Source organism: Salipiger bermudensis HTCC2601, assembly GCF_000153725.1.
GTDB lineage: Bacteria > Pseudomonadota > Alphaproteobacteria > Rhodobacterales > Rhodobacteraceae > Salipiger > Salipiger bermudensis.
This window is the reverse complement of the sequence record NZ_DS022277.1, coordinates 406,443-428,576: the sequence shown is the minus strand read 5'-3', so window position 1 is coordinate 428,576 and position 22,134 is coordinate 406,443. Positions and strand designations below refer to the sequence as shown.

At 67.8% G+C, this 22,134-nt stretch carries 21 protein-coding genes and 1 pseudogene; 11 read left to right on the top strand and 11 right to left on the bottom strand.

Features of this window, described 5'->3' with window-relative positions; translation table 11 throughout:
• Positions 1-97: 97 nt before the first annotated feature.
• Both R2601_RS21085 and R2601_RS21080 read right to left on the bottom strand, forming a co-directional pair.
• Entirely contained in the window at positions 98-580 is a 483-nt protein-coding gene (locus tag R2601_RS21085; protein ID WP_040545706.1) for a PaaI family thioesterase, read from the bottom strand.
• A gap of 100 nt (positions 581-680) precedes the next feature.
• Positions 681-1,154, bottom strand: a complete 474-nt coding sequence (locus tag R2601_RS21080; protein WP_040545705.1) for an Lrp/AsnC family transcriptional regulator — start codon at positions 1,152-1,154, stop codon at positions 681-683.
• A 140-nt stretch (positions 1,155-1,294) separates the two neighbouring features.
• Between R2601_RS21080 and R2601_RS21075 the strand changes: the two genes are divergently transcribed.
• Together R2601_RS21075 and R2601_RS21070 are read left to right on the top strand one after the other, a co-directional pair.
• On the top strand, positions 1,295-2,332 hold the full coding sequence (locus R2601_RS21075; protein WP_007802454.1) for a zinc-dependent alcohol dehydrogenase family protein: 1,038 nt from the start codon (positions 1,295-1,297) through the stop codon (positions 2,330-2,332).
• 114 nt (positions 2,333-2,446) lie between these two features.
• The gene (locus tag R2601_RS21070) at positions 2,447-3,634 is read left to right on the top strand and encodes an aromatic amino acid transaminase (RefSeq protein ID WP_007802452.1); all 1,188 of its coding nucleotides are present in this window, start codon (positions 2,447-2,449) and stop codon (positions 3,632-3,634) included.
• 131 nt (positions 3,635-3,765) lie between these two features.
• Here the strand turns inward: R2601_RS21070 and R2601_RS27095 are convergent, their stop codons facing one another.
• Positions 3,766-4,026, bottom strand: a complete 261-nt coding sequence (locus R2601_RS27095; protein ID WP_007802450.1) for a hypothetical protein — start codon at positions 4,024-4,026, stop codon at positions 3,766-3,768.
• A 422-nt stretch (positions 4,027-4,448) separates the two neighbouring features.
• Between R2601_RS27095 and R2601_RS25665 the strand changes: the two genes are divergently transcribed.
• Positions 4,449-5,195: a helix-turn-helix transcriptional regulator gene (locus R2601_RS25665; protein WP_050768477.1), complete on the top strand. Its 747-nt coding sequence runs from the start codon at positions 4,449-4,451 to the stop codon at positions 5,193-5,195.
• Positions 5,196-5,280: 85 nt separating this feature from the next.
• On the opposite strand, the gene bktB is transcribed toward R2601_RS25665, so the two are convergent.
• Both bktB and R2601_RS21050 read right to left on the bottom strand, forming a co-directional pair.
• Positions 5,281-6,465: a beta-ketothiolase BktB gene (bktB, locus tag R2601_RS21055; protein ID WP_040545702.1), complete on the bottom strand. Its 1,185-nt coding sequence runs from the start codon at positions 6,463-6,465 to the stop codon at positions 5,281-5,283.
• Positions 6,466-6,692: 227 nt separating this feature from the next.
• Positions 6,693-7,436, bottom strand: a complete 744-nt coding sequence (locus tag R2601_RS21050; protein WP_007802432.1) for a GntR family transcriptional regulator — start codon at positions 7,434-7,436, stop codon at positions 6,693-6,695.
• A gap of 293 nt (positions 7,437-7,729) precedes the next feature.
• Here R2601_RS21050 and R2601_RS21045 point away from each other — a divergent pair, with 293 nt between their 5' ends.
• Together R2601_RS21045 and R2601_RS21040 are read left to right on the top strand one after the other, a co-directional pair.
• On the top strand, positions 7,730-8,821 hold the full coding sequence (locus R2601_RS21045; protein ID WP_050768476.1) for a 3-hydroxyacyl-CoA dehydrogenase family protein: 1,092 nt from the start codon (positions 7,730-7,732) through the stop codon (positions 8,819-8,821).
• Between the two features lie 174 nt (positions 8,822-8,995).
• A complete protein-coding gene (locus R2601_RS21040) occupies positions 8,996-10,387 on the top strand; it encodes an MmgE/PrpD family protein (RefSeq protein ID WP_040545701.1) in 1,392 nt (463 codons plus the stop codon).
• Between the two features lie 138 nt (positions 10,388-10,525).
• Here the strand turns inward: R2601_RS21040 and R2601_RS27605 are convergent, their stop codons facing one another.
• Together R2601_RS27605 and R2601_RS21035 are read right to left on the bottom strand one after the other, a co-directional pair.
• Complete coding sequence (locus R2601_RS27605; RefSeq protein WP_302621479.1) at positions 10,526-10,648, bottom strand: hypothetical protein; 123 nt, start codon at positions 10,646-10,648, stop codon at positions 10,526-10,528.
• Positions 10,649-10,770: 122 nt separating this feature from the next.
• Complete coding sequence (locus R2601_RS21035; RefSeq protein ID WP_007802399.1) at positions 10,771-11,085, bottom strand: carboxymuconolactone decarboxylase family protein; 315 nt, start codon at positions 11,083-11,085, stop codon at positions 10,771-10,773.
• A 257-nt stretch (positions 11,086-11,342) separates the two neighbouring features.
• On the opposite strand from R2601_RS21035, the gene R2601_RS21030 reads away from it, so the two are divergent.
• Entirely contained in the window at positions 11,343-12,602 is a 1,260-nt protein-coding gene (locus tag R2601_RS21030; RefSeq protein WP_040545700.1) for a cytochrome P450, read from the top strand.
• A gap of 134 nt (positions 12,603-12,736) precedes the next feature.
• On the opposite strand, the pseudogene R2601_RS21025 reads toward R2601_RS21030, so the two are convergent.
• Together R2601_RS21025 and R2601_RS21020 are read right to left on the bottom strand one after the other, a co-directional pair.
• A pseudogene (locus R2601_RS21025) lies at positions 12,737-13,658 on the bottom strand (electron transfer flavoprotein subunit alpha/FixB family protein).
• Complete coding sequence (locus tag R2601_RS21020; protein WP_040545698.1) at positions 13,658-14,413, bottom strand: electron transfer flavoprotein subunit beta/FixA family protein; 756 nt, start codon at positions 14,411-14,413, stop codon at positions 13,658-13,660. The pseudogene R2601_RS21025 and the gene R2601_RS21020 overlap by 1 nt, the downstream one beginning before the upstream one ends.
• Before the next feature lie 211 nt (positions 14,414-14,624).
• Between R2601_RS21020 and R2601_RS21015 the strand changes: the two genes are divergently transcribed.
• The 4 genes from R2601_RS21015 to R2601_RS21000 all read left to right on the top strand — a co-directional run bounded on the left by R2601_RS21015 (position 14,625) and on the right by R2601_RS21000 (position 18,926).
• Positions 14,625-15,773 carry a CaiB/BaiF CoA transferase family protein gene (locus tag R2601_RS21015; RefSeq protein ID WP_040545697.1) on the top strand — a complete coding sequence of 383 codons (1,149 nt, stop codon included), beginning with the start codon at positions 14,625-14,627 and terminating at the stop codon, positions 15,771-15,773.
• Between the two features lie 295 nt (positions 15,774-16,068).
• A complete protein-coding gene (locus tag R2601_RS21010; protein ID WP_040545696.1) occupies positions 16,069-17,283 on the top strand; it encodes a CaiB/BaiF CoA transferase family protein in 1,215 nt (404 codons plus the stop codon).
• Positions 17,284-17,320: 37 nt separating this feature from the next.
• The gene (locus tag R2601_RS21005; protein WP_007802369.1) at positions 17,321-18,109 is read left to right on the top strand and encodes an SDR family oxidoreductase; all 789 of its coding nucleotides are present in this window, start codon (positions 17,321-17,323) and stop codon (positions 18,107-18,109) included.
• 115 nt (positions 18,110-18,224) lie between these two features.
• Positions 18,225-18,926: a GntR family transcriptional regulator gene (locus R2601_RS21000; RefSeq protein WP_040545695.1), complete on the top strand. Its 702-nt coding sequence runs from the start codon at positions 18,225-18,227 to the stop codon at positions 18,924-18,926.
• Between the two features lie 21 nt (positions 18,927-18,947).
• Here R2601_RS21000 and R2601_RS20995 read toward each other — a convergent pair whose 3' ends face one another.
• Complete coding sequence (locus R2601_RS20995; protein WP_007802364.1) at positions 18,948-19,454, bottom strand: nuclear transport factor 2 family protein; 507 nt, start codon at positions 19,452-19,454, stop codon at positions 18,948-18,950.
• Positions 19,455-19,485: 31 nt separating this feature from the next.
• Complete coding sequence (locus tag R2601_RS20990) at positions 19,486-20,391, bottom strand: SDR family NAD(P)-dependent oxidoreductase (RefSeq protein ID WP_040545694.1); 906 nt, start codon at positions 20,389-20,391, stop codon at positions 19,486-19,488.
• Positions 20,392-20,664: 273 nt separating this feature from the next.
• On the opposite strand from R2601_RS20990, the gene R2601_RS20985 reads away from it, so the two are divergent.
• Positions 20,665-22,134, top strand: a complete 1,470-nt coding sequence (locus R2601_RS20985) for an aldehyde dehydrogenase (protein WP_007802358.1) — start codon at positions 20,665-20,667, stop codon at positions 22,132-22,134.

The window sequence follows — 22,134 nt, the reverse complement described above, 5'->3', positions numbered from 1 at the left end:
AGCCCGGTTGCTGCCCTGTTCCCGGGATCTGCGCCAAGAAAAGAAGGGCGGGGGGGGGCGGGGCGTTGCAGGATCCAGGCGCGAGCGGGGCTGCGCGTCACCCCGGCAGCTCCATGATAAGGCAGGTGGTGGTGCCGAAGGCGACCACGCGGCCCTCGGCGTCGATCAGCTTGGCCTCGGAGGTGCCGATGCTGCGGCCGAGGGTGATGAGCTCGCCCACACAGGTATAGGTCTCGCCCACCTTCGGCGCTCGGGTGAGGTTGGTCTTGACCTCGACGGTGGTATAGCCGCGGCCCGCCGGCAGCCCGGAATGCACTGCGCAGGCCAGTGTGCTGTCGAGCACTGTCATCGCCCAGCCGCCATGCACGCCACCCATCGGGTTGATGAAGTTCGGTGGCGGCGAGCAGGTCCAGGTGACACGGCCTTTCTCCACGGCGGTGATCCACTGGTTCGACACCGCACAGACCGGCGGGGAGGGCAGATCTCCGGCGATCATCTTGGCAAACAGGTCGAGCCCCGAGTGGCTGGCGAGAGTTTGCGGCGGTATGACCCCCAAAGGGCGGTCGGGACGGATGGTCATCCGGGCTTCTCCTTGCAGGCGTCGGGCCTTTGCCCGCGGGATGGCGCAGCTATGGCGGGGCTTGGCGGCGGATGCAAAGCGAACGCTACGGCCCGCGCTTTCAAGAGGGGGACAACACCGGCAGCTTGCTCGAAGCCTTCATCTCCTTCAGCGACAGGTTCGAGCGGATGCTCGTGACCCCCGGCAGCCGCCGCAACGTGCCATCGACGAAGCCGCTGTAATCGTCGAGATCTCGGGCGACCACGATCAGCAGGAAATCGTCGGCGCCGGTGGTGTTGTGGCAGGCTAGGATGTTCGGCGTGGTCTCGACGAGGCGCTGAAACTCGGCGGTGGCCGTCTGATCGTGCTCGGAGCAGCGCAGCTGCACGAAGGCCATGACGCCGAGCCCCAGCTTCCGCCGATTCAGGTTGGCTTGGTAGCCCTCGATGACGCCGCTTTCCTCGAGCCGCTTGAGCCGCCGCCAGCACGGGGTCTCGCTCATCCCGAGCGTGTCGGCGAGGCGGGCATTGGTCATCCGCCCGTCCTCCTGCAGCAGGGTGAGGATGCGGGCGCTCGCGGCGTCGATCTCGGGCATGGGCAGAAAGCTCTCGAATTGCGGGCTTCGGGGGAAGACTCTTTCTCTGAATAGCCGGATATCAAGAAGATTGGCAGAGCTATTTCCATGCCCGTGGTTATGATCTCCTACGCTCAAAGCCGAAACGGAAAGACCCAGCCATGAAAGCCGTCCTGTTCGAGACATTCCAAGAAGCGCCCAAGCTGGTCACCGTGCCGGATCCCGTACCGGATGCGCACGGCGTCGTCCTGAAGGTCGCGGCCACTGGCGTCTGCCGCAGCGACTGGCATGGCTGGATGGGGCATGACAGCGACATCGAGCTGCCGCACGTGCCAGGGCACGAGCTGGCCGGCGAGGTCGCGGCGGTGGGCAAGGATGTCCGCAACTGGAAGATCGGCGACAAGGTCACGGTGCCGTTCATCTGCGGCTGCGGCAGCTGTTCCGAGTGCCATGCCGGTCAGCAGCAGGTCTGCCTGCATCAGGAGCAGCCCGGCTTTACCCATTGGGGGTCGTTTGCGGAATACGTTCCGATCCATCAGGCCGATCTCAACCTCGTGGCGCTGCCCGAGGGCATGGGCTTCGACACGGCGGCGAGCCTCGGATGCCGCTTTGCCACCTCGTTCCGGGCGGTGATCGATCAGGGCAAGGTGCGGGCCGGGCAGTGGGTCGCCGTGCATGGCTGCGGCGGCGTCGGCCTTTCGGCGGTGATGATCGCCGCCGCCGCCGGTGCCAACGTGATCGGCGTCGATCTCGATCCGGTGAAGCTCGCGCTGGCGAAGGAGATCGGCGCAGTCGCGGCAATCGATGGGCACGAAGCAGACGTGCCTGGCGCGATCCGCGAGATCACCCGTGGCGGCGCGCATGTCTCGCTCGATGCGCTCGGTCATCCGGTCACCATGACCAACTCGATCCTGTGCTTGCGGCCGCGTGGCAAGCACGTTCAGGTCGGGCTGATGCTGGGAGAGCACGCGGCGCCGCAGGTGCCGATGCCCAAGATCGTCGGGCAGGAGATCGAGCTGCTGGGCTCGCACGGGATGCAGGCGCATCGCTACGGTGCGATGCTCGACATGGTCGCCAGCGGCAAGCTCGATCCGGCACGGCTGGTTGGCGAGCGTATCAGCCTCGCCGAGGCGCCGGCGGCGCTGATGGCGATGGACAGCTTCCGTTCGGTCGGCGCCACGGTGATCACCCGGTTCTGAGGCAGGCCACCTGCCTTTGCAGGGCAGCTGTCAAATGCGATGTCTGCGTGCGGGGGATGCGGCCCCGGCAGGGAAAAGGGCGGCCCGCAGGGGCCGTCGGGAGGAGAGTGAGAGATGTTCGAGACGGTCGGGGACTACCCCGTCGACCCCATCATGATCGGGGCCGAGTACTTTGCGCAGGATCCGCGCAGCGACAAGCTCAACCTGACGGTGGGGATCTATCAGGACGCCGCCGGCCAGACCCCGGTGATGCAGGCGGTCAAGCAGGCGGAGCGGCGGCTGGTCGAGACGCAGGCCAGCAAGTCCTATCTCGCGCTGACAGGCGATGCCGAGTACTGCGCCGTGCTGGGCCACGCGCTGATGGGGCCGCGGTTTGACGAGGGCTGGGTCGCGGCGCAGACCGCAGGCGGTGCGGTGGCGCTGCGGGTGATGGCGGATCTGCTGGCACAGATGCCGGCCAGGCCCACGGTCTGGATGCAGCGCCCGACCTACGGCAACTACGTTCCGATCCTCAGCGCCGCCGGGGCGCGCTTCGCCGACGTGCCCTACTACGATCCGCTCCGGCGCGAGATCACCTTCGAGCAGATGCTCGACGGCCTTCAGGCGGCCCGGCCCGGGGATATTTTCCTGATGCAGGGCGTGTGCCACAACCCGACCGGTGCCGACATGACGCCCGAACAGGTCGAGGCGCTGCTCGACACGCTCGAGGCGCGTGGCCTCGTGCCGTGGCTCGATCTGGCCTATCTCGGCTTTGCCGGCGGCTTCGAGGCCGATTGCGCCATGGCCCGCCGCATCGCCGAGCGCTTCGACGAGTGCATCTTCTGCATCACGCTGTCGAAGACCTTCGGCATCTACCGCGACCGCGCCGGGGCGCTCTTCGTGAAGACCCGCAGCGGCGACCGGGCACGGGTGCACCGGGCGGTGACGGCCATCGTCCGCTCGGGTGCCTCCCATGCCCCGGATCACGGGCCATCGGTGGTGCGCACGATCCTGCAGGACCCGGAGCTGAAGGCGCTCTGGCTCCGCGAGCTGGACCAGATGCGTGCGCGCGTGGCGCAGGTGCGTGCTGCGCTGGTGCGGACCGAGCAGGAGGGCTTCGGCTGCGACGAGCTCGCCTATCTCGGGCGGCAGTCGGGGATGTTCTCGCTGCTGCCGCTGACCGACACTCAGGAGGCGGCGCTGACGCGCGAACACGGCATTCACGTGGTGAAGGGTGGTCGGGTCAACGTGGCGCGTCTTGGGCCGAAGGATATCCCGTGGCTGGTGCGGGCCGTGCACGACGTGATGGCGCCGGTGGCCTGACAGCGCTTGCGCGGCACCGGCACTGGCTGGAGCCATGCCCGGGTGGAAGCGGCTGCGGCTTCCCACCTGCCCGGACGCGAGCCGGGCCCGGCCCGCGGGTCGTGCAGGCGCCGCAGCACCGTCCGCCAGCCCTACCAGTCCAGGTCGAACTTGGTGATCAGCGCAGAGACCTGCGCGCCCGTCAGGCGCTTGGGCGACAAGCCGCGAGTCATCATTGCCAGCTTGGCCCCGGCCTCGACCAGCCCGGTGCGGGACAGGATGCGGCCCTCGGAGGTCTCGCACAGGATCGTCGCGACCTCGTCGATGCGGGCGATGGGGCAGTGCAGGTCGGGACGGTCTGGCAGCACGGCGCAGGCGTTGGCCGCCAGCGTCATCTCGCACAGGTCGGGCACCGAGCGCGCCGATCTCGACGCAGTTGCCGTCGCCCAGCCGTCCAAGGCCGGCGACCTCGGGCACGTCGGCGAGCTCTCCGTCGACCGTCATGGTGCCTGCCGCGCGGTCGAAGAACACGCCCGCATTCTCGACACGCTGCGTCGCCGGGAGGGGGGCCTTGCTGCGCGAGATGCTGAGGGCGCATCACCTTTCGGGCTGGGGCGCGGCGGGCGCTGGAGTTGCAGGAGAAGACCCATAGCCGCATGCGCGCGGTTGCAGATCGGTTCGGCGGGACCGGCGTGGGCCAAGGGCCTGCCCGGGCGCGGTGACCCGCGTCGATCACACTCCGAAAATGGCTGAACCGGACGCTGCGACGTGGCTGGCATGCGCGCGCATTCCGGCTCATAGATATCCGACACGAAGCGCTTTCGCGGAGGGGAGGATGACGACGCGATACGCAGATCTGCTGATGGATACGGTCTCACGGCTCACCGAGGCGGAGGGGCCGGATCAGACTTGGGATGCTGCCGCCGGGGTTGCCAACAGGATCGGCGCCCGCGCCCTGACCTGCGGTGCGGTGATGCGCGACAGCCGCCACGTTGCCTGGGTCCGAAGTTCCATGGATGCCTCGTTTCTCGAGGCCTTCAGTGACGCCAGGCTCTACGAGGTCGACCCCATCCAGGCGGGCGCGATTGCCGGGCGGGTGGCGCCCAGGATCGACGTTGCCGCGGCGCTTCGGACCGAGACCGATCCTCGCGCCCGTGACCTATATGCGATGCTGCTCGAGCACGGGTTTCGGCACTACCTCAACCACACCTGGATCGAGGAGGCGAGCGAGCAGACCTTCGCGCTGGCCTGCGACGCACATCCCGCCGAGCTGTTCGGCCGTGGCACGGAGCGGGCGTTCTCCGCGGTCTCCGCGATCCTCTCCATGGCAATGCGCTCGCCCGGACTCGTCTATGCAGAGGACCGCGCCTTCGACGCGCCGTGGTCGCGCCTGAGCGATCCCGAGCGCGACGTTCTCTGCTATCTGGGGCAGGGCCTCAACAGCGAGCAGATCGCCGACCGCCTTCTACGCCCGCAGTCCGAGGTCTCCTTGCTGCTGGATCGCGCGTGCCGCAGGCTGGGCACGCAACGGCCCGAGCAGGCGCTGTCTCTGGTTCTGGTGCGCGGCGGTCTGTGCCTCTAGCGCCGGGCAGCGCGCTCTTCATAGCGGCGCTCCTGCGCGATGCGGCCGGGGCGCTCCGGCCCGACATGCGCGAGGGTGAGGCGGCTCAGCGCCGCAGATTCTCGACGATCACCGCGATCCCCTGCCCGCCGCCGATGCACATCGTGGCAAGGCCGTAGCGACCGCCGGTGCGCGCAAGCTCGTAGAGAAGCTTGGTGAGGATGATCGCGCCGGAGGCACCGATGGGATGGCCGAGGGCGATGGCGCCGCCGTTCGGATTGACCTTGGCGGGATCGAGACCAAGCGTCTTGCTGACCGCGCAGGCCTGCGCCGCGAAGGCCTCGTTGCTCTCGATCACGTCGAGATCTGCGACCGAAAGGCCGGCGCGGCCAAGAGCCTGCTCGGTCGCGGGGACTGGTCCGAGCCCCATGAGCGACGGGGCCACGCCGCCAAGCCCCGAGGCCACGATGCGGGCCATCGGCGCGAGGCCCTTCTTCGCGGCAAGCGCGGCGCTCGACAGCACCAGCGCGGCGGCGCCGTCGTTGATGCCGCTGGCGTTGCCGGCTGTCACCGAGCCGTCCTTGCGGAAGGCGGGGCGGAGACGGGCGAGATCCTCGGCGCTGGCATCGGTCCGGACCATCTCGTCGCGGGCGAAGCTCTCGGTCTTGCGGCCCTTGCGCACCTCGAGCGGCAGAATCTGGTCGTCGAACCGGCCTTCGCACTGGGCCTGCGCCGCGCGGCGGTGCGACTCGGCGGCGGTGGCGTCCTGTTCGGTGCGCGAGACGCCGTCGCGCTCGGCTACGTTTTCGGCGGTGATGCCCATGTGGCCGTTGCCGAACGGGTCGGTGAGCGCGCCGATCATCATGTCGGTCGCGGTGACCTCGCCCATCCGTGCGCCGAACCGGGCCGACATCAGGTGGCCGGCGCGGCTCATGCTCTCGGCGCCTCCGGCGAGGGCGGCCTCGCAATGGCCGAGCATGATCGCCTCGCTGGCCGAGACCACCGCCTGCAGCCCGCTGCCGCAGAGCCGGTTGAGCGTGAGGGCCGGGCTGGTCTCGGGAACGCCCGCACCGATGGCCGCCACCCGCGACAGGTACATGTCGCGCGGCTCGGTGTGGATCACGTTGCCCATAACGGTCTGGCCGATGGCGGCACCCTCGAGGCCGGAGCGCGCAATCGCCTCGGTCGCGATGGTTGTGGCAAGGTCGCAGGGCGCGATGCCGGAAAGCGAGCCTCCGAAGGTGCCGATGGCGGTGCGGGCGGCGCTCAGGATCACGATGTCTTTGGTCATGGGGTCTCCGGTCGGGCAGGACGGGGCGCGCCTCCGGGATCGCCGGGTCGGCGCGTGGGTGTCGGGTTTGCCGCAGATTGGCGCGCTTCGATCGCCTTGCACAATGGCGCGGCGCGGTCGGCGGGACTTGGGCTGCCATAGGCGCCGGATGGGTCTGAGGGGCGACAGTTGACCGAAGAAGGATGCGAGACGATACTAGAGGATTACCAAGACCTGCCTTGCCGCGATCATTCCCGCAAGAGCCCGGTGATGTCGCGCGTCAGGCAGAATTCCCGCTCGCGGTAGGTGTAGTTCCCGAACAGCGCGACAGTCTTGTCGGCATCCAGCAGAACGCGGCTGATCCGTGCCACGGGCGCGGTCTGTAGACATTGCAATTGCTGGCTTTCGTCCTCGGTCGGCATCGAGACACGGATCAGCTCGGAGCCGGTGATCTGCCGTGGCCGCGTCGCGTCGCGCACCAGCCGGGTGATCTTGGACACGGTCTCGCCGCCCGGCGGAAACTGCCGGTAGAGGGCGAGGCGGACATAGGTCTCGGAACAGGCATAGGGGATGCCCTTGTAGAGATCGCGCTTGCGGATCCGCACATAGGGGCCCGCGTCGAGCCCCTCCTCGAGCAGGCGCGGCGGCAGCTGGTCGAACTCGTCATACTCGAGCCGGTCGACGGTGTAGGTTTCCGGCGTGTCGTCAATCGAGCCGATCGAGGAAAAGATCGGCTGGTCCGACATCTCGGGGGCTTTCCACGTGACGTAGGTGCGCTTGCCGCGATGGCTCGACAGCAGGCCTTCCTGCACCAGCAACTGGATCGCTTGCCGCACTGTCACCCGGGCGAGGCTGAACTCCTCGGTCAGCTCGTCGAGCGTCGGGACCGGGTCGTCCTGCCGCCAGACGCCGGTATGGATGCGGTCGCGCAGGATATTCGCGAGTTGCGCATAGAGCGTGACCGGGCCCTGCTTGAGGTTGTGCGATGGCATTGGGCCTCCCGGATTCTCTGAGGGGTGAGGGTCCTATCCTCTAACACCGTTCATGTATTGTCTCCTAGATCCAAGTGACGACCTAGTGTGAGGCGTGACGTCAAGATGCCAGAACCGGCCTATGAACACGGGATATTTTGCGCATCGCACCGGGTTTTCCTATCTGAACCATAGTCTGGGTCGAGGGGCGGGGGCTCATGATGTCCTAAAGTCGGGCATAGGTGTCTAAGAAGGCTCTGAGCCTTCGGCCCTCGCCGAGGGGCGTTTGTCGCTGTCACAAGGAGGGATGTGCCATGAGCAGGACCGTTGCCATCATCGGGGCCGGTACGATGGGGGGTGGGATCGCCATCAGCGCGCTTGCGGGCGGTTGTCGGGTGACCCTGATCGACACCACCGAAGCGGCGCTTGCCGCCGCCGAGGCGCGGATCGGCAAGGCTTTCGCGCGCATGGTCGAGAAGGGCCGGATGAGCGCAGAGAGCGCCGAGGCCAGCCGGGCGGCGCTGAGCCTCTCGACACGCATGGAGGCGGTGGCCGGGGCGGCGCTTGTGATCGAAGCGGTGTTCGAGGATCTCGCGGTGAAGACCGGGCTTCTGACCCGGCTTGCGCCGCATCTCGACGACGAGGCGGTTGTCGCGACCAACACCAGCGCGCTGCGGGTGAGCGATCTGGCCGGCTGCCTGCCTGAGCCCGGGCGGTTCCTCGGGCTGCATTTCTTCAGCCCGGCCGACATCAACCCGCTGGTCGAGGTGGTACGCGGCGCGGCGACGTCTGAGGACAGTCTCGCGCTGGCGCTGGACTACGTCACCGCGATGGGCAAGACGCCGCTGACCTGCCGCGATGCCAACGGTTTCGCGGTCAACCGGTTCTTCTGCCCCTACACCAACGAGGCCGTGCGCATCGCCGACGAGGGGCTGGCCAGCCCCGGGCAGATCGACATGGTGGCCCGCGAGGTGTTCGACCTTGCCATCGGGCCCTTCGCGGTGATGAACATCATCAAGCCCCGGATCAATCTCAACGCCGTGCGCAATCTCGGCGCGCTGGGGCCGAGCTATGCCCCGGCGGCGGGGCTCATCGCAGTGGGGGAGGCGGGGGACGCCTGGCAGATCGACGAGGCGCCCGAGGCCCCCGATGCGGCGCTGGCGCGGCTGATCGCGGATCGTTTGCGCGCGGCCCTGTTCCTGCCGGTGCTCGAGGAACTGGCCGAGGACGTGGCCAGCCCCGAGGACATCGACACCGGCGCGCGGCTGGCGCTGCGCTTTGGAAGGCCGCCGGTGGCGCTGATGCGCGAGACCGGCGAGACGGAACTGCGCGAGATCGTGTCACGCTACTGCGCGCGCTTCGACACGGCCTTTCCTGATGCGGGGATGCGAGGGGTCTTCGGCTGACGCGGGTCCGGTCCCACTGAGCCACCAGTCATTGCCTATGGGTGCCGTCGGATCAAACCGGGAGAGCCGGTAAACCGGCCCGGACATGATGGAACATTGCCGCCGCCGGTGCCAGTCTGCACGCAGCAAGGCGCGGGTGCGCGCACGGAACAGAGACAGGAACGGGAGGGGTTCATGGACGGCGACACACTGACGCTGGAACGGGCGGTGGCGAAATTTGTGGTGAATTTCAGCTATGAGGATATCGACGACGCGACCCTTGCGGCGCTCAAGATGCTGACGCGCGACCAGTTCGCGATCCAGATCGGGGCCTCGCAGCTGCCCTGGTCGCAAAAGGCCCGGGCGTTCCGCGATCCGCGCCCCGGCAAGGCCACCATCGTCGGCGACGGCGAGACCAAGGCGGCAGCGGTCGATGCGGCCTATCTCAACGCAACCTACGGCCACGGCTTCGAGTATGACGATTTCTTCGGCAACGCCCATCCGGGCTGCGCCGTGGTGCCCGCCGCCTTCGCCATGGGCGAAGAGATGGGGGCCGATCTGAAGACGGTGATCACCGCGCTCGTGGTCGGCTACGAGACCTATGTGCGGATCGGTAAATGGGGCTCGCCGGCGGTGCTCAACGAGGGCTGGCAGCCGCACGCGATCTGGGGTGGCTTCGGCATCGCGGCACTGGCGGCCAAGATGTACGGTCTCGACGAGGAAGAGACCTTCCATGCGCTCGCCATCGCGCTCAGCCACGCGTCGGGGCCGACGGAATACGCCTCGAGCGGTGGCTCGATCAAGCGGGTGCATGCGGGGATCTGCGTGCGCAGCGGCATCGAATCCGCCGAGCTGGCCCGCGCCGGCATCACCGGGCCGCGCAACTTCCTCACTGGAAACCGCGGTCTCTACAAGATGTTCTGCGACAAGACCGTGGGCGATGAGGCCATCGCCGATTTTCTGCCAGAGACGCCGAACTTCATGCCGGGCCTGTCCTACAAGGCCTATTGCTGCTGCGCCTGCACCTTCTCCTACATCGAGGCGATGGAGCATGTGCGCGACCGTGCCGGGGAGATCGAGCGCATCGATGCCAAGGTGCAGACCATGGTCAACAGCATCGTCGGCACCCGCAACGTGAACATCTACACCCCTCGAAACATCGAGGAGGTGCAGTATTCACTGCCGGCGCAGATGGCGCTGTCGGTGCTGGGCAAGGGCAACGGGTTCACCGCGCACAAGGCCATCCTCGACGGCGAGATCGATCTTGGTCCAGGCTCGGAAGTGCGCGACATGCTCGAGAAGGTGAAGATCGAGATCAGCCCCGAGCTCGACGCGAGCTACCCGTATTTCGTTGCCGACGTGACGGTGCATTTCAAGGACGGCACCAGCCAGCACATCTTCGAGGAGCAATCGAAAGGCTCGCCCAAGAAGCCGTTCACGCCCGAAGAGCACATGACCAAGCTCGACGACCTGACGGTGGCCTTCATCGGCAAGGCCCAGGCCGACCGGCTCTGGGCGATGGTCGAGGAGATGAAGCCCGATCGCCCGGCCTCGGAGGTGACGGCGCTGCTGCTGGCCGGCGCCTGAGCCGGCGCGCCGGGCGCCCGCGCCCGGTTTGCGCCGCTCGAAAACACAGGCCCGAAACGAGAAACGCCCCGCAGCCGGTCAGGCTGTGGGGCGATTTCGTGCCGGCTTGCGGCGGGAGAGGATCCCGCGGCGTCGGGCTTAGTGGTGGACGGCGTGACCGTGTGCCTGGCCGCCGAACAGCTTCGCGAAGAAGTCGCGGATCACGGCGCTGCGGTAGGCTTGGGCTTCGGCGATGACTTTGGCGTTCTTTGAGTGGTCCATCTCGGGTCTCCTGAATCGTGCATAATGTTGCTTGATCACAATTTAGGAGACCCACCCCGCCCGAACCACCCTTGATGCTGCAACGCGGCATTGCGGGAGAGTCATGGCTGCGCGCGGTGGCGTCAGGCCTTTGGCGGGTTTGCCTCGAACAGCGCCATGCCGGATTTCGCCGCGTTCACGGCGCAGGGCCAGCCGGCGTAGAAGGCGACCTGCACCACCAGCCCGCGCAACTCGTCCACCGCCACGCCGTTCTCGACGGCGAGCTTCATGTGATGCTCGAGTTCGGCATTCTTGCCAAGCGCCGCGAGCACCGCGCAGGTCACGAGGCTGCGGTCGCGCTTGTTCAGCTCGGGCTGGTTCCAGACGTCGTCGTAGAGAACGGTGTCGCGCAGGCGCCCGAACTCGGGAACCGCATCGTAAACGGTGGCTTTGCTCATCTCTTGTCCTTCCGATGGCGTTTGAAACGGGTCGCCACGATGATCACACCAAGCGGCCCCGGGCGACAGGGAGGCAGAAGTGGATGGCCGCCCAAGCTTCGGCCTATGGCGGTGGCGGGCCCCGTTTCCAGCTTACGGGGGGTGGGATAGCGTTTTGCTGTTCGCAGAGCGGGAGAGGGGCCCGCGCTGCCGCCATCATCAGCCGATCGCGCGCCGCCCGGCAGGGCCCGCCGCGTCCCCGAAGGAGGAGAAAGCCCATGCAGCCCGTGATGGATCCGGCGGTGCCGGACTTCGTGAACAAGCTTCAACGCATCGATACCTACGACGAGATCGAGGAAATCATGAAGTCGCAGGACTTCGTGATGGCCGGCGCGGATGAGCGCTTCATCTTCCTCGAGGACACGCTGATCATGGCCGAGGGCGAGCAGCATTCCGAGCTGACCCGCCTGTTCGCGCCGCTGATGTCGCGCCAGGCGGTGGCCTATTACGAGCTTCAGCTGGTCGAGCCGGCGATCCAGGACTCGATTGCCGAGATGACCTCGACCCGCGGCGAGGACGGCAAGGTGCGCGCCGACGTGGTGCCGCTGATCCACGCCGCGCTGACGCGGATTTCGGCCCGTGTGACCGGCGTCGACGGCGTTGACAGCAAGCAAGCCACCGAGCGCTTCCGCGACATGGTGCTGGCGGTGAGCGCCGCCACGACGGCGAGCTATTCCTCGGCCACCAATCCCGGTGCCATCATCCAGAAGGGCAAGGACGCGCTGCAGGCGCTGGCCGATGAGTGGATGCAGGCCTCGCTCGACCGACGCATCGCGCTGGCCAAGCAGCACAAGGCGGGCGAGATCGAGGCCGCCGACCTGCCGCGGGACGTGCTGATGTCGCTCTGCCTTGCCGAAGACCTGTCGCGCCCGGACGATGACAAGCGCGTCCCCTATGTCTGGCGGCACTGCGCGCAGTTCCTCACCGGCTCGATCAAGACCACCAGCCACATGCTCCCGCATGCCTTCGTGCACATCGACGAGTGGATCAAGGAACACCCCGAGGACCGTCCCAATCTCACGGATCCGGAGTGGTTGCACCGGGCCATCGCCGAGGCCTTCCGCCTGCACCAGACAACGCCCGCGCGCTTCCGCAAGGCGACCCGTGATGTGGAATTGAGCACCGGCCGCAAGGTCGCATCGGGCGAGATGGTGGCGATCCATGCTCCGGTGGCCAACGTCGAAGCCTTCGGCGAGGACGGTCGCTATTTCAACATCCATCGCGAAGTGCCCAAGGGCAAGAAGGCCTGGGGCATGACCTTCGGCATCGGCAAGCATTCCTGCATCGGCCAGAACCTGGTGACCGGGATCATGAACAAGGGCGACGCCAAGCACGGCACCCACGGCACCGCGGTGCGGCTGCTCAAGGCGATGTATGAGCTCGGGGCCGAGCTTGACCCGGACAACCCGCCACAGCGCCCGCATGACAACCTTCACGACACCTGGGAGAGCGTGCCGGTGATCCTGCACAAGGCCTGATCCTCGGGCTGCGCGCCGGGGCCTGAGGGGCCGGCGCGTCTGCCTCGAGGGCGTGGCAAAGCCTTTCGCCACGCCCCTGCAACGAAAGAGGCCCGCCGTTTCCGACGGGCCTTTCGCTGTCTCCGGCGCGGGGCTCAGACCTTTTCGGTCAGCGCCGGCACCGCTTCGAAGAGGTCCGCCACGAGGCCGAAATCGGCGACCTGGAAGATCGGCGCCTCTTCGTCCTTGTTGATCGCGACGATGATCTTGCTGTCCTTCATGCCGGCAAGGTGCTGGATCGCCCCCGAGATGCCGCAGGCGACGTAGAGATCCGGGGCCACGACCTTGCCGGTCTGGCCGACCTGCCAGTCGTTCGGGGCAAAGCCCGAGTCGACCGCGGCGCGCGAGGCGCCCACGGCGGCGCCAAGCTTGTCGGCGAGCTTCTCGATGATCACGAAATCCTCTTCCGAGCCCACGCCGCGACCGCCGGAGACGACGATCTTGGCCGAGGTCAGCTCGGGGCGGTCGCTCTCGGCCACCTTGTCCTCGACCCATTCCGACAGCGCCGGGTCCTCGGCGGCGGCGATGTCCTCGACCGCGGCCGAGCCGCCGGTGGCGGCGGCGTCGAAGGTCGAGGTGCGGAAGGTGATAACCTTCTTTTCATCCTTCGACTTTACCGTCTGCATGGCGTTGCCGGCATAGACCGGGCGCTCGAAGGTGTCGGCATCAACCACGGAGGTGACATCGGTCAGCACCATCACGTCCAGCAGCGCCGCGACGCGGGGCAGGATGTTCTTCGCATCGGTGGTCGCCGGGGCCACGATGTGGCTGTAATCGCCGGCGAGCGACACGATCAGCGCCGCGGTGGGCTCCGCCAGACGGTGGCCGTAAAGCGCATCCTCGGCGACCAGCACCTTGGACACGCCCTCGATGGTCGCGGCCTCGTCGGCGGCGTCCTTGGCGGTGGCGCCCACGGCCAGCACGGTCACGTCGCCCAGCGGCGCGGCGGCTGCACGGCTTGGCGTGCGTCCATCGCCAGCGTGCCGTCATGATTTCTGCAATAAGGAGAACAGCCATCAGATCGCACCTTTCCTTGAGTTCTCGACCAGCTCGTCGACCGAGCCCACCATGATGCCCGCGGCGCGTTCCGCCGGCTCGGCGGTCTTGACGATCTCGAGCCGCGGCGCGACGTCGACGCCGTAATCGGCGGGGGTCTTCTCGTCGAGCGGCTTCTTCTTCGCCTTCATGATGTTGGGCAGCGAGGCGTAGCGCGGCTCGTTGAGGCGCAGGTCGGTGGTGACGATGGCGGGCAGCTTGACCTTGATGGTCTGCAGGCCGCCGTCGACCTCGCGCGCCACGGTGGCGGCGTCGCCGTCGACCTCGAGCGAGTTGGCGTTGGTCGCCTGGGCGTAGCCGGTCAGCGCCGCCAGCATCTGGCCGGTGGCGTTGAGGTCGTTGTCGATGGCCTGCTTGCCGCAGATCACCAGGCCCGGCTCTTCTTCCTTGACGATGGCGGCCAGAAGCTTGGCCACGGCCAGCGGCTCGATATCCTCGTGCACGTCATCGGCGGCGGTCACCAGGATGGCGCGGTCGGCGCCCATGGCGAGACCGGTGCGCAGGGTCTCCTGCGCCTGCTTGACGCCGATCGAGACGACGATCACTTCCTCGGCCTTGCCGGCTTCCTTGAGGCGGATGGCCTCTTCGACGGCGATTTCGTCGAACGGGTTCATCGACATCTTCACGTTGGCCAGATCGACGCCGCTTCCGTCCGCTTTCACACGAACCTTCACGTTGTAGTCGATCACGCGCTTCACGGGCACAAGCACCTTCATCGGCGGTCTCTCCTGTCGCGTTTCGGTCTTCCCCTGTCGGGGCCTGAGGCGGAGCTAGAGCATATTTCGCCCCGGTCTACGAGAGATCGGCCCTCTGGGCGCGCCATAGGCAGACCCTATGCGCAGAGCCTCCCGGGGTTCGCCGGCGCCCATTCCGTGGCACAGTCCGGACAGGACGAGAGCGCGGGAAAGGCCGCGCGAGGGAGGAAAGATGGGGCCACTGGAAGGGGTTCGGGTGCTCGAACTGGCCGGCATGGGGCCGGTGCCGTTCTGCGGCATGCTGCTTGGCGACATGGGCGCGGATGTGCTTCGCGTCGACCGTATCACACCGGTGGAGCGCGGCGTCGGTGCCGAGGATGCGCAGGACCTGCGCGGGCGGAACAAGCGCTCCGCTGGCATCGACCTCAAGTCCAGCGCCGGCCGAGCGACGCTGCTTGAACTGGTGGCGCAGGCCGACATCCTGATCGAGGGCTATCGGCCCGGCGTGATGGAACGGCTGGGCCTCGGGCCCGACACCTGCCTGGCCCGAAATCCCAAGCTGGTCTATGGCCGCGCCACCGGCTGGGGGCAGGACGGGCCTCTGGCACAGGCCGCCGGCCATGACATCAACTACATCGCCCTGACCGGTGCGCTGGCGATGATCGGCCCCGCTGGCGGGGCGCCGGTGCCGCCGCTCAACCTCGTGGGCGATTACGGAGGCGGGGCGCTCTACCTCGCCTTCGGCACGGTCTGCGCCCTGCATCACGCGCGTTCGGGGGGCGGCGGACAGGTCGTCGATGCGGCGATGATCGACGGCGTGTCGAGCCTGCTCACGGTGTTTCGTGGCTTCCTCCAGAACGACCGGCTCCACGAGGGCCGGGGGCAGAATGCGCTCGATGGCGGCGCGCCGTGGTATTGCACCTACGAGACACGCGATGGCGGCTGGATGGCGGTCGGGGCGCTCGAGCAGCGCTTCTACATCCCCTTCGTGACCGGGCTCGGGCTCGATCCGGCGGCGCTGCCATCCCGCGAGGATCGCGCCAACTGGGGCGAGCTGCGGTCGCTCTTCGCGGCGCGCTTCCGCAAGCGCAGCCGGGCGGAGTGGGAACTGGTCTTTGCCGGCAGCGATGCCTGCGTGAGCCCGGTGCTGAGCCTCGCGGAGGCTTCGCGCCACCCGCAAAGCACCGCGCGCGCGGCGTTCACGTGGCTCGACGGGGCGGAGCATCCCCGCCCGGCGCCGCGCTTCTCGCAAACGCCGGCAACGGTGCGGCAGGCGCCCGCCCGCGCCGGGGCCGACACGCAGGTCGCGCTCAGCGACTGGGGGATCGACGCGACGCAGATCCGCGACGGGCTCGCGGCCGGCTATCTGGGGGAGGGCTGAACGGTGCACAGCCTTCTGCAATACGGCGCGACGGCACGCCGGACGCCCTCTTCAAAGGCGCGTCGTGTTGGGGCTCACGGCAGGCTCACACCAGCGAGAGTCATTTCCGATGGGGTCCAGAGACAGGAGCAATCGCTGCCGTCCGAGGCGGTCGCGCAAGTGGAACCGGGCCGGGCGAGCCTGTAGATTTTTTGAAATGGCGCGGCGGGCCGGACAGGGATCCGCGGCGCAGGGCGGACGCCGATGGCGCGGACATCGAGCGCACCGGCGGACCGCACAGGAAACGGAGAGACAGATGGCCAAGACGAGACCTTTGACCGGAATTCGGGTTCTGGAACTCGGCGCCTATATTTCGGGGCCCTACGCGGCGGCGATCCTCGCCTCGCTCGGGGCCGAGGTGGTGAAGGTCGAGCCGCCGCATGGCGGCGATCCGTTCCGCCGCGGCGTCGACACCAAGAGCCCCTATTTCGTGCAGTACAACGCCGGCAAGAAGAGCCTCGCGGTCAACCTCAAGTCGCCGGACGGGCTGGCGCTGGTCAAGTCGCTGCTGCCCGAGTTCGACGTGGTGATCGAGAACAGCCGCCCCGGCAAGATGGCGGCGCTCGGGCTCGGCATCGAGGACGTGCAGAAGATCAACCCGGCCATCGTCTACGCGTCGGTTTCGGGGTTCGGCGACGGGGGGCCGTGGCGCGACCGGGCGGCCTACGACTCGATCGGACAGAGCATGGGCGCGTTCTACTCGATCATGAACGATGCCGAGGATGCGCGGCTCTCGGGCACCTGCATCGGCGACCTGATCACCGCGATCACAGCCACGATGGGCATTCTCGCGGGGCTCGTCGGGCGCGGCCTGACGCCGGGCGGGGCGGGGGCGGATGTGCGCACCTCGCTGCTCGAGGCAATGTCGACCATCACCATCGATGCGGTGACGCAGATGTACGAGGACGGCGGCAAGGCGCCCACGCGCGAGTCGCGCCATCCGCAGGCGCAGAATTTCTGCCTGCAGACCTCGGATGGCGGCGGCATCACGCTGCACCTGTCGTCGTCGCAGAAGTTCTGGCAGGCGCTGACCCGCGCCATCGAGCGGCCCGAGCTGGCCGAGGATGCGCGCTTCGTCACCTATTTCGACCGGCTGAAGAACTATTTCGAGCTGCGCCCGATCGTCGAGGCCGAGTTCAAGCGCCGCGACCGGGCCGAGTGGGAGGCGCGTCTGATCGAGTTCGACGTGCCCTTTGCCCCGGTGCTGACCGCCGCCGAGCTTGTGAGCCATCCGCAGACCGAATGGCTCGACATGATGGAGCCCGAACGCAACGGGCTGGCGCTGGTGCGGGCGCCGTGGCGCTTTGCGGGCGAACGGCCGGGGCGCGACTTCGAGGCGCCGCATATCGGAGAGCACACGCGCGAGATCGCGGCCCGGGTGCTGGGCAGCGCCGATGTCGACCGGCTGATCGCCGAGGGTGTGCTGGTGCAGTCCCCCGACGGTGCCGAAGCGGTTGCCGCGCAGGCCTGAGACGACAAGACGAATGTCAGGAACGGAAAGAGACGAAATGGGTATTCTTGAGCAGTATTTCGGCCTCGCCGGCAAGACCGTGCTGGTCACCGGCGGTGGCCGCGGCATCGGAGAGTCGATCGCCGAGGGCTTCGTGAAGGCCGGGGCAAAGGTCTATATCTGCTCGCGGAAGGCCGAGACCTGCGCCGCCACCGCCGAGCGGCTGTCGGCCTTCGGCACCTGCATCGCGCTGCCGGTGGCGGCGGACATCTCGACCGAGGCCGGCCGCCGCGCCGTGGTCGAGGCAATGGGCGAGCGCGAAGACAAGCTCGACGTGCTGATCAACAATGCCGGCGCGCTCTGGGCGGCACCGCTGGCCGAGTATCCCGAAAGCGGCTGGGACAAGGTGTTCGACCTCAACGTGAAGGGGCTGTTCTTCCTGATCCGCGACCTGGTGCCGCTGCTTGAGGCTGCAGCCAGCAAGGCCGAGCCGGCGCGGATCATCAATATCGGCTCGATCGACGGCTTCCACATCCCCAAGCACGAGACCTATGCCTATTCCTCGTCGAAGGCGGCGTCGCACCAGCTCTCGATTCACCTCGCGGACCAGCTCGCCGGGCGCAACATCACCGTGAACGTCATCGCACCGGGCATGTTCCCGTCCAAGATGATGCAGGGCACGCTCGACCGGGTGGGCGAGGAGAAGGTGGTCGAGAAGGTGCCGATGAAGCGCCTGACCGGCGCGGACGACATGGCCGGCACGGCGATGTTCCTCGCCTCGCACGCCGCCTCCTACATCACCGGCGTGGTGCTGCCTGTCGATGGCGGCACCGCCACCACGCTGTGAAACAGACCGCGCCGCGCACCGGGTCGGTGCGCGGGCCATTCGCCTCGGAGGTTGCGTCGGCGGGGCCGGCGCATTAGCTCTTGGTGCGTCGTCATCTCTTCCGGAAAAGGGGCCGATGGAGCTTCCGCCACACGCACAGGGGCGCCGCAGCCAGTTGTCTCAGGACGTGGCCAGCTATGTCCGCGAGCTGATCATCTCGGGGCGCGCCCGCCGCGACGATTACCTGCGCATCGACACGATTGCCAAGGCCATGGGCATCAGCTCCACGCCCGTGCGCGAGGGGCTGCTGATGCTGCAGCTCGAGGGCTTCGTGAAGCTTGTGCCACGACACGGCTTCCGCGTCGTCGGGGTCGAGCCGCAGGACGTGCTCGACATCTTCTGGGCGCAGGGTGTGCTGGCAGGCGAGCTCGCCGCGCGAGCCGCGATGCGCGCCAGCGAGGACGAGCTCTCCGAGCTCGAGGCGCTGATCGAGGCGCATTCCAGGGCCGTTGCCGCCGGGGATGAGCCGTCCTACACGCGGCTCGGGCACCAGTTTCACCGCGCGGTAAACCTCGCGGCGCGGTCGAACCGGCTGGCCAACCTGCTCGGCAACATGACCAAGCAGCTTCCCAACCAGTTCTACGGCAAGATCGAGGGACAGATCGAAGGCTCGCTCGAGTATCACCCGCGCATCCTCGAGGCGATCCGCGGGCGCGACGCCGAGGCGGCGCGGGCGCAGATGGTCGAGCATATCGTCAGCGGCGGTGACGCGCTGGTGCAGTATCTCGAGGATCAGGGCCTCTGGGCCGAGGATCGGGAGAGCGACGCGGGAGCCTGACGGACAGGCCCCCGCGCGGCTTCAGAGCGCTGCCGAAAGATACACCGCATCCTCGGAGTTGCGCTGTCCCAGCACACCCTGGATGCGGCGCAGGTGATTGGTGCTGTCGAGCGTGCGGGTGGAATCGTAGACCACCTTGCGGTCGGCCACCCGCCAGACTCCATCATCGCGTTTTTCGAACCGGTCGACATAGCGGCCGAACACCTCGATATCGGTGGGCGCGCCGTCGGCCGGCTCGCGCCGGCTCATGGCCACGAAATAGGTCTCTGCGGTGGCCACGGTCGGGCTCACGACCTCGATCAGGCAATTGCCCATGAAGTGCATCGAGAACGGCACCGTCGCGTGGCGCTCCGAGACCCATGCGATGAAGGCATCGGCGTCGCCGTGAAACTCGCCGTGCCAGTCGATGGCATCGTCGTGGTAGCAGGCCCGGACCAGCGGCCAGTCCCGCCGGTCGACCCCCCGGGCATAGCGCAGCAGGTTCTCCTGTATCTCCTGCTTGGCGGTGAGCTCGTCGAGCTTGTCCATGGTCTGCCTCCTCCTCTTCAGACTCGGGTCGTCAAACGGGGTCCCAGGAAAACACGTCCTGGCTGCGGTCGAGCCCGAAATAGGCCGGGGCCAGCGCCGGGCCGGCGTGGTCGCGGATCAGCTCGGGCGTCCAGCCTTCCTCGCGCTGTACCGAGCGCACGGGCCGGCTCTGGCTCATCAGCAGGATCTCGTTCTTGCGCACTGCAAAGACCTGGCCCGACACGTCCTTCGCCGCTTCCGAGGCGAGGTAGACCGCAAGCGGGGTGTTCTTCTCGGGGGTCATCTGCTTGAGCTTGTCGACCCGCGCTTGCTGATCCGGGGTGTCGGTGGGGATGTTTCCCGTCATCCGGCCCCAGGCGAAGGGGCAGATGCAGTTGGCGCGGACGTTGTAGCGCGCCATGTCTAGCGCGATCGACTTGGTCAGTGCCACGATCCCGAGCTTGGCGGCGGAATAGTTGGCCTGCCCGATATTGCCCACCAGGCCCGAGGCGCTGGTCATGTTGATGTAGGCCCCCGATTCCTGCTGTCGGAACAGCGGCGCCGCGGCGCGGCTGACGAAGAACGTGCCGTTGAGATGGACGTTCAGCACCGAGAGCCACTGCTCCGGCTCCATCTTGTGGAACATCGCGTCCCGCAGGATGCCGGCATTGTTGACCACGATGTCGAGCTTGCCGAAGCTGTCGACGGCGGTGCCGACGATGCGCTGCGCCGCGTCCCAGTCCGAGACCGAGTCGGTGCTGATCGTGGCCTGACCGCCGAAGCCCCGGATCTCGTCGCGGGTGTCCTCGGCCGGCGAGTTTGAGCCGCCCTCGCCGGACAGCGAGACGCCGATATCGTTGACCACCACCGACGCGCCGGCGCGCGCCAGCGCCACTGCCAGCGCCCGTCCGATGCCGTTGCCTGCGCCGGTGACGACTGCGACCTTACCCTCGAGCATATCCGTTTCCTTGCCTTGTCCGTTTTGTCTGCGCCATCGCCCGGGCGGTGGCACCTTGCGGCCCAGGATAGGCAACAAGTTCCGGCCTGTGCAGCCGCGGCGCGCGTCATTCGCCCTGTCGCCCGGATAGGTGCGGCCTATGCCGCATCGCCGCCGCTTTCACTGATCCGCGCGTCAGCTAAGGTCCGTCTGTCTTCGCGTGCTCTGAGGCGCGCCCGGAGACAGGCCGGGCCCGGCCCGGCGGCGGACCACGGGACAGGAGGAGCAGGACCAATGGCAGCAAGTGGCAATCTGGATCGGATCTATATCGGCGGGGACTGGGTCACGCCGGACTCCTCGGACCGGATCGAGGTGATCTCGCCGGTGACCGAAGAGCCCATCGCCTCGGTGCCGGCCGGGTCGCGCGCCGATGTCGACGCGGCGGTCGCGGCGGCGCGCCGTGCCTTCGACGAGGGGCCGTGGCCGCATCTCGAACTGTCCGAGCGCATGGCCTGCCTCGCGCGGTTGAAGGACATCTTCGAGCGCCGCGCCGAAGAGATCGCGCAGACCATCACCGCCGAGATGGGCAGCCCGATCACCGCCTCGCGCACCCAGCAGGTGCCGATCCCGATCATGATGATGGAGGCGCAGCTCGATCTTGCGCCGCAGCTGGCCTGGCGCGAACTGCGCCAGTCCAAGACCGGCAACGGCCTCGTGCTGCGCAAGCCCAAGGGGGTGGTGGTGGCCATCGTGCCGTGGAACGCGCCGCTTATGGTGACGCTGGCCAAGATCGGCCCGGCACTGCTGGCGGGCTGCACGGTGATCCTCAAGCCGGCGCCGGAATCGCCTCTCAGCGCCTACCTGCTGGCTGAGATGATCGACGAGGCGGGCTTTCCGCCTGGCAGCTTCAACATGCTCTGCGCCGACCGCGCCGAGAGCGAGTATCTCGCGCTGCACCCGGGGGTGAACAAGGTTTCCTTCACCGGCTCGACCATCGCCGGGCAGACGCTGGCGCGGGGTTGCGGCGACTTGCTGCGCCCGATCACGCTGGAGCTTGGCGGCAAGTCGGCGGCGGTGCTGCTCGAGGATGCCGATGTCGGTGCCGCCATCGAGGCGCTCCGCGTCGGCTCGTTCCGCAACTCTGGCCAGATCTGCAGCCTCAAGACCCGCATCGTGGTCTCGAAGCGGCAGGAGGCGGAAGCGCTGGAGCGGCTCGAGGCGCTGGTGGCGTCGATGCCGGTGGGCGATCCGCTCGACGAGACGACCCAGATCGGCCCGATGGTCAGCCAGCGTCAGCGCGACCGGGTGGCCGGCTATATTGACACCGGGCTCAAGGATGGCGCGCGGTTGATCTGCGGCGGACCGGGGCGGCCCGAGGGGCTGAACCGCGGCTGGTTCGTGCGGCCAACGATCCTCGCCGGGGTCGAACCCGGTGCGACGGTGGCGCAGGAAGAGATCTTCGGCCCGGTGCTCTCGGTCATCACCTATGACACCGAGGACGAGGCCATCGCCATCGCCAACAACTCGCAATACGGGCTGAACGGCTCGGTCTTCACCGCCGACACCGCGCGCGGCGTGGCCATCGCCGAGCGCATCAAGTCGGGGGTGGTCGAGGTCAACGGTGCGGGCTGTGGCTTCCATTGCCCGATCGGCGGGGTGAAGGCGTCGGGGATTGGTCGCGAGCACGGCCGCGAGGGATTTGATCCCTATGTTGAGATCCGCACCATCGGGCTGCCGAAGGAGTATGCCGACAGCCTCGCCTGA

Bases quoted from the DNA above. Each gene is read 5' to 3' on its own strand.
- R2601_RS21085 (WP_040545706.1), bottom strand. From the start codon at position 580: ATGACCATCCGTCCCGACCGCCCTTTGGGGGTCATACCGCCGCAAACT.
- R2601_RS21080 (WP_040545705.1), bottom strand. From the start codon at position 1,154: ATGCCCGAGATCGACGCCGCGAGCGCCCGCATCCTCACCCTGCTGCAG.
- R2601_RS21075 (WP_007802454.1), top strand. From the start codon at position 1,295: ATGAAAGCCGTCCTGTTCGAGACATTCCAAGAAGCGCCCAAGCTGGTC.
- R2601_RS21070 (WP_007802452.1), top strand. From the start codon at position 2,447: ATGTTCGAGACGGTCGGGGACTACCCCGTCGACCCCATCATGATCGGG.
- R2601_RS25665 (WP_050768477.1), top strand. From the start codon at position 4,449: ATGACGACGCGATACGCAGATCTGCTGATGGATACGGTCTCACGGCTC.
- bktB (WP_040545702.1), bottom strand. From the start codon at position 6,465: ATGACCAAAGACATCGTGATCCTGAGCGCCGCCCGCACCGCCATCGGC.
- R2601_RS21050 (WP_007802432.1), bottom strand. From the start codon at position 7,436: ATGCCATCGCACAACCTCAAGCAGGGCCCGGTCACGCTCTATGCGCAA.
- R2601_RS21045 (WP_050768476.1), top strand. From the start codon at position 7,730: ATGAGCAGGACCGTTGCCATCATCGGGGCCGGTACGATGGGGGGTGGG.
- R2601_RS21040 (WP_040545701.1), top strand. From the start codon at position 8,996: ATGGACGGCGACACACTGACGCTGGAACGGGCGGTGGCGAAATTTGTG.
- R2601_RS27605 (WP_302621479.1), bottom strand. From the start codon at position 10,648: ATGGACCACTCAAAGAACGCCAAAGTCATCGCCGAAGCCCAAGCCTAC.
- R2601_RS21035 (WP_007802399.1), bottom strand. From the start codon at position 11,085: ATGAGCAAAGCCACCGTTTACGATGCGGTTCCCGAGTTCGGGCGCCTG.
- R2601_RS21030 (WP_040545700.1), top strand. From the start codon at position 11,343: ATGCAGCCCGTGATGGATCCGGCGGTGCCGGACTTCGTGAACAAGCTT.
- R2601_RS21020 (WP_040545698.1), bottom strand. From the start codon at position 14,413: ATGAAGGTGCTTGTGCCCGTGAAGCGCGTGATCGACTACAACGTGAAG.
- R2601_RS21015 (WP_040545697.1), top strand. From the start codon at position 14,625: ATGGGGCCACTGGAAGGGGTTCGGGTGCTCGAACTGGCCGGCATGGGG.
- R2601_RS21010 (WP_040545696.1), top strand. From the start codon at position 16,069: ATGGCCAAGACGAGACCTTTGACCGGAATTCGGGTTCTGGAACTCGGC.
- R2601_RS21005 (WP_007802369.1), top strand. From the start codon at position 17,321: ATGGGTATTCTTGAGCAGTATTTCGGCCTCGCCGGCAAGACCGTGCTG.
- R2601_RS21000 (WP_040545695.1), top strand. From the start codon at position 18,225: ATGGAGCTTCCGCCACACGCACAGGGGCGCCGCAGCCAGTTGTCTCAG.
- R2601_RS20995 (WP_007802364.1), bottom strand. From the start codon at position 19,454: ATGGACAAGCTCGACGAGCTCACCGCCAAGCAGGAGATACAGGAGAAC.
- R2601_RS20990 (WP_040545694.1), bottom strand. From the start codon at position 20,391: ATGCTCGAGGGTAAGGTCGCAGTCGTCACCGGCGCAGGCAACGGCATC.
- R2601_RS20985 (WP_007802358.1), top strand. From the start codon at position 20,665: ATGGCAGCAAGTGGCAATCTGGATCGGATCTATATCGGCGGGGACTGG.